The 5,897-nt window shown below is 30.1% G+C and carries 6 protein-coding genes; 1 reads left to right on the plus strand and 5 read right to left on the minus strand.

What is annotated here, in order from left to right; all coding sequences use genetic code 11:
* Window positions 1-299 precede the first annotated feature (299 nt).
* The 4 genes from fabF to pyk form a co-directional block, all read right to left on the minus strand.
* The gene (gene fabF, locus E6A48_RS00995; protein WP_219708143.1) at window positions 300-1,553 is read right to left on the minus strand and encodes a beta-ketoacyl-ACP synthase II; all 1,254 of its coding nucleotides are present in this window, start codon (window positions 1,551-1,553) and stop codon (window positions 300-302) included.
* A gap of 74 nt (window positions 1,554-1,627) precedes the next feature.
* Window positions 1,628-1,864, minus strand: coding sequence for an acyl carrier protein (acpP, locus tag E6A48_RS01000; protein ID WP_013243488.1), 237 nt, complete (start codon window positions 1,862-1,864; stop codon window positions 1,628-1,630).
* 71 nt (window positions 1,865-1,935) lie between these two features.
* Entirely contained in the window at window positions 1,936-2,685 is a 750-nt protein-coding gene (gene fabG, locus E6A48_RS01005) for a 3-oxoacyl-[acyl-carrier-protein] reductase (RefSeq protein ID WP_219708144.1), read from the minus strand.
* A 151-nt stretch (window positions 2,686-2,836) separates the two neighbouring features.
* Window positions 2,837-4,270 carry a pyruvate kinase gene (gene pyk, locus E6A48_RS01010; RefSeq protein WP_219708145.1) on the minus strand — a complete coding sequence of 478 codons (1,434 nt, stop codon included), beginning with the start codon at window positions 4,268-4,270 and terminating at the stop codon, window positions 2,837-2,839.
* Window positions 4,271-4,389: 119 nt separating this feature from the next.
* On the opposite strand from pyk, the gene E6A48_RS01015 reads away from it, so the two are divergent.
* A complete protein-coding gene (locus E6A48_RS01015) occupies window positions 4,390-4,914 on the plus strand; it encodes a hypothetical protein (RefSeq protein WP_219708146.1) in 525 nt (174 codons plus the stop codon).
* Here the strand turns inward: E6A48_RS01015 and rsmA are convergent.
* Complete coding sequence (gene rsmA, locus E6A48_RS01020) at window positions 4,911-5,762, minus strand: 16S rRNA (adenine(1518)-N(6)/adenine(1519)-N(6))-dimethyltransferase RsmA (protein ID WP_219708147.1); 852 nt, start codon at window positions 5,760-5,762, stop codon at window positions 4,911-4,913. The genes E6A48_RS01015 and rsmA overlap by 4 nt on opposite strands.
* Window positions 5,763-5,897 lie beyond the last annotated feature (135 nt).

Genomic DNA, 5,897 nt, shown 5'->3' on the forward strand with positions numbered 1-5,897 from the left:
CGCCGCAAAAAGTTGCAAAAAGTGCAAGTTATTAATCTTTATATATTTGAAATATACATAAAATATAAAATAATACTTATATTTTTCTAAAAATGCAGCTATTTATTAAGCGTATCCGAATGGTAAAACTTTGACGAAGTACGAAGAGTGTAAGTTGAAAAAAGTTGAAGAAAACAAAAAAATTATATAACAAAATATAGTCGTTTAATATATTATTTATAAAATATTTATGCAAATAAAAAAGTCATACCTAGTAATTAAACTAAATATGACTTTTAAATTATTATATCAACTATTTATTATACTCTTTTAAATACTATAGAAGCATTATGTCCGCCAAAACCAAAAGAATTGCTTATAGCATATTCTATCTTGTAGTCTTGAGCTGTATTAGCAACAACATCTAAATCGCATTCAGGGTCTTGCTCATCAACATTAATAGTAGGGTGAACTTTAGAATCTATTATACTCATTACAGTAGCAATAGCCTCTATTCCGCCAGCAGCACCCAAAGCATGACCTGTCATAGACTTAGTAGAGTTAACTTTTATCTTTTTAGCATGGTCTTCACCTAAAGCCTTCTTAACAGCTTTAATCTCAGCAATATCACCTACAGGAGTAGAAGTACCATGAGTATTAACATAGTCAATCTTGTCTGGAGAAATTTTAGCAGACTCTATAGCCAAAGACATAGCTCTAGCACCCATAGCACCATCTTCTAAAGGTGCAGTAATATGATTAGCATCACAAGTAAAACCATATCCAGAAACTTCAGCAAGTATATTAGCATTTCTTTTCTTAGCATGCTCATACTCTTCAAGTACAAGTATACCAGCACCCTCAGCTATAACAAATCCATCTCTACCCTTATCAAAAGGTCTAGAAGCTTTAGTAGGTTCATCATTTCTAGTAGATAAAGCTCTAGCATTATTAAATCCAGCTATAGTAAGAGGATTGATAGTAGCCTCAGAACCGCCAACTATCATAATATCAGCCTCATTATCTTTAATATGCTTGTATCCTAAACCTATAGAATGGTTTGAAGAAGCACAAGCAGTAACTGTACTATAATTAGGACCATTCATGCCATATTCCATAGCTATTAAACCAGGTGTCATATTAATAATTTGCATAGGAACAAAGAAAGGGGAAACTCTGCTTGGTCCGTCAGCAAGTATTACATTATGATTATTTAAAAGAGTAGTGATACCGCCTATACCGCTACCAAGAACACAGCCTGCCCTCAAAGGGTCAAAACCTGTCTTAGGCTCTATACCAGCCTGTTTTAAAGCATGATAAGCAGCATATACACCATAAGTTATAAAAGGGTCAAGTCTTCTTAGCATCTTCTTATCAGAATAATAATCACCTTCTAAAGCAGCCACTTCACCGCCTATTCTAGTAACTAGTTGTTCTTTTTCTGGATCAAAATATTTACCAAGAGGTTTAATTCCAGAAACACCATTAAGAAGATTATCCCAGAAAGTTTTAACATCGTTTCCAAGACAACTTACTATTCCAAGCCCCGTAATAACAACTCTGCGTTCGCTCATAATAACTCCTATATGTTATAAATATAAAAATTCCCGCAAAAATATTACGGGAATAATTAATATCTTTAAGAAAATTACTTCTTATGCTCTTCAATATATTTAGCAGCATCAGCTACATTTTTAATTTTTTCTTGTTCTTCTTGAGGAATTTTGATATCATAACGTTTTTCTAATTCCATAATAAGTTCTACTAAATCAAGTGAATCAGCGTTCAAATCATCTACGAAAGAAGCTGTATCTGTGATTTTACTTTTGTCTGAAATGTTTAATTGATTAGCAACAACATCTTTAATTTCATCGATTAATGCCATGTTGAATCTCCTTTTATTAATTTATTATTATTTTTAATTTATTATAAAGTGCAAAGCAACTTTATTAACTATTACATAGACATACCGCCGTCAACGGCTATAACTTCCCCTGTTATATAATTGCTCAAATCTGATGCAAGAAATACAACTATATTAGCAACATCTTCAGCATTGCCCAACTTTTTTAAAGGTGTAATATCCATTATCTTTTTTACAGCATCTTCAGCAAGTACATCTGTCATATCTGTTTGAATAAATCCAGGTGCTATAGCATTAACGCATATTCCGCGAGGAGCAAACTCTTTAGCCATAGATTTAGTAATACCTATAATACCAGCCTTAGCTGCAGCATAATTCACCTGACCAGCATTACCCATTTTTCCTATAACGCTTGATATATTAATTATTTTACCCTTTCTTGCTCTTAACATGCTTTTAGCAGCTTCTCTTGAAGTGTAAAATGCTCCAGATAAATTAGTATCTATAACATCATTCCAAGCATTGTCGTCCATTTGTATAACTAGCATATCTCTAGTAATACCAGCATTATTAACTAATACATCTATAGAACCAAATTTTTCTATTGTCTTAGCAACAACCTCTTTACAAGATTCGCTAGATTTAACATCATGAACTAAAGCAAGTGATTCTACATCATATTTTGATTTTAATTCATTAGCAACTTCTTGAGCCTTATTAATATTTGTAGCAGTAACAACAACATTAGCTCCTTCATTAGCTAAAGCCTCTGCTATTTTTTTTCCTATTCCTCTGCTTCCGCCTGTCACTAAAGCTATTTTATTTTTAAGATTTAAATCCATAATTATCCCTAAAATTATTTAAATACGCTTACATTAATTAAAACAAAATATACTAAATTTGTCAAGTCTATTTTGCAACTTTAAAATTACCGACTTTTTTGTTTAAAAGGTCGAAAAATGATAAGAAATAACTATTCTTTTATATACAAATTTAGTGCATAACTACTATACGAACGCTATTCTCTTGCCACCTGCCCTGCCATTTGCTTCCGCTCACTACTATTATTATGTCGCCATGTCCTGCTAATTTATGTTCTACCAAAGTATCTTCAAGTATATTAATTTCGCCTCCGTGATTAATACCAGCACTAAAGTTCAAATCTTCAGGCATATGTATAGTATAAACGTTATGACATATAGCAAGACCATTACAAAGATTGCTGTCAGCAGACATAAATACTATAGGAGTTTTTGGTCTTTTCTTAGATAGATTTCTAACTGTTCTTCCAGACCTTGAAAGAGCTATTATTGCCTTATTATCTAAACTATATGATAAATAAGAAGCACTATCAGCCAAAGCATCATTAACTCCGCTGTCTAAATAAGTCATATTGTCATGAGAAGTTTTATTAACAGACCTCTCAGCAGCCTCTACTATAGAAACCATAGCCTTAACAGACTCTATAGGATAATCTCCCGAAGCAGTTTCAGCAGACATCATCACAACATCTGTACCGTCTAATACAGCGTTAGCAACATCGCTAGCTTCTGCTCTTGAAGGAACTGGGCTTTTTGTCATACTCTCAAGCATTTGGGTAGCTATTATTGTAATTTTACCCATATCGTTTGCCATTTTTAGTATCTTCTTCTGCCAAACAGGAACCTCTCCAAATGGTATTTCTACTCCCAAGTCTCCTCTTGCCACCATTACACCATCAGACACTTTTATTATACTTTCCAAATTTTCTAATGATTCTGTATTTTCTATTTTTGATACTATTCCAACATGCTGAAAATTATTATCATCTAATATCTTTCTAAGTCTTATAACATCTTCTGCCCTTCTTACAAAACTCATACCTAAATAATTAGCACCGTTTTTAGCAGCAAATAAAGCATCACTAACATCTTTTTCTGTTAAAACCTCTGTTGTTACATGAGCACCAGGTAAATTAATACCCTTACTGCTTAATATAGTACCTCCAGTTATAACCTTACATACAACAAGTTTTGAAGCCTCATCGCTAGATTCTACTATAAGCTGTATAGTGCCATCAGCTATCAAAAGCAATGAACCTGTCTTTACATCATGAGCAATGTTTTCATGTGTAGTAGGTATTATGCTTTCATCATTAGTTTCTTTATGTCCACTTAATCTTACAATATCGCCTTCTTTTACAGTGATATTCTCTTTTAGCTTACCTATTCTTATCTTAGGTCCCTGCAAATCAGCTAATATAGCTACAGGTTTACCCAACTCATCAGAAACTTTTCTTATTATGTTTATTCTCTCTAAATGTTCATCATAGCTTCCAAAGGAAAAATTAAGCCTGCATACATTAGCACCATTCTCTATTATCTTTTTTACCATTTCTTCATTAGACCATCTAGGTCCTAAAGTTGCTATTATTTTTGTTTTTCTCATAATATTTTACCACCTCTTATAGAAAACATTATAAAACATAGAAATATTTTTACAACTTTTTATATTAAAAATTGATATTTTTTTGCTTTAAAAATACTATTAATGTATAATAAATTATTATGAATAAAAAATTATTATACATTTTACTTATCACTATAATTCTACACTCTTGTAAAAAAATAGAAAATGTCACTGTAATATTTGATGATATAACAATAGATATACCAGAAAACTTTCAGCAAAACTACATAAACAATATGATAGAATATAATCCAAACTTTAAAATAGTAGATTCATACGGCATAGAAACAAAAACCTCTATATACAATGTTTCATATACAAAATCTAATTATCCAATAGATATACTAGCCTCAAAAGAAGGCATAATAAATGGTGTAATAAATAATAAAGTATTAAAAGAAGTAAAGGTAGAAAAAGAAGGATACTACAAAGAACAAACTAATGCCTATGATATGTTAATTAGCTATTATTACGGACCAAACAAAACATATCAAAGAAGTTTTATAATGATAAACGGAAATAACATCATTCAAATAACTGCTATATATAACGCCAACAGTAAAAAAGATGATAAAACTATAAACGATATAATAAACTCAATAAAACAAAGAGATAATAATTAAATATAATCTTTTATTATTAGAGAAAGCTCTTTTACCTTTTCTATACTCAAAGATTCCCCTCTAATCTCTTTATCAATATTTGCTTTTTCTAATATTTCATCTATTTTATCTTTATCAATATCAATGTATGGAGATTTTAGAAAATTATTTTTTATAGTTTTTCTTCTGTTGTGAAACAATGTCTTTGAAACAGATTTAAAAATATTAAGCATACTCAAATCAACTTCTTTAGGCTTAATGCTTATAATAGATGATGTTACTTTGGGTATTGGGTAAAAAACCTCTTTTGATACATTATACTCTAATTTAATATCAGACATAAAACTTGCAAACAATGTTAAAGCAGAATAATCTTCACTGCCCTCTTTTGCAATTAATCTGTTTGCAAAATCACTTTGAACCATAAAAACAGCATAATTCCACCTATTATAACAATCACAAAAAAGCCACTCTATTATAGGGCTTGCTATATTGTATGGTATATTTCCATATACATCAAAGTTCTTATTTTTATCTATATCATTAATATCAACTTTTAATATATCGTTATGAATAATATTTATATCTTTATAAGTTTCTTTTAAATGATTATATAAAGCATTATCATATTCAACTATAGTAAGATTATTTTTATATATATCAACAAGAACTTTACTTAAAGCGCCTAATCCTCCGCCTATCTCTATAGCATAATTTCCCCTTAAAATATCTTTTGGCACAGTGTTTGCTATATTATAGGCAATATTTCTGTCGCATAAAAAATTCTGCCCTCTATTTTTATTTGGGAATATAGACTTACTCTTTAAATATTCAGTAATTTCTGATTTTGAATATACATTATTTAACATATTTATTTATTCTTGACATCTGTAATAAAAACAATAATATCATAACAACAGCAAAAGCTAACATTACTATAATACTCACATTAATACCTAAAATCATTAATATATGCGATGATATATAATCAATAACTATAATAT

Source organism: Brachyspira pilosicoli, assembly GCF_019402445.1.
GTDB classification, from domain to species: domain Bacteria; phylum Spirochaetota; class Brachyspiria; order Brachyspirales; family Brachyspiraceae; genus Brachyspira; species Brachyspira pilosicoli_B.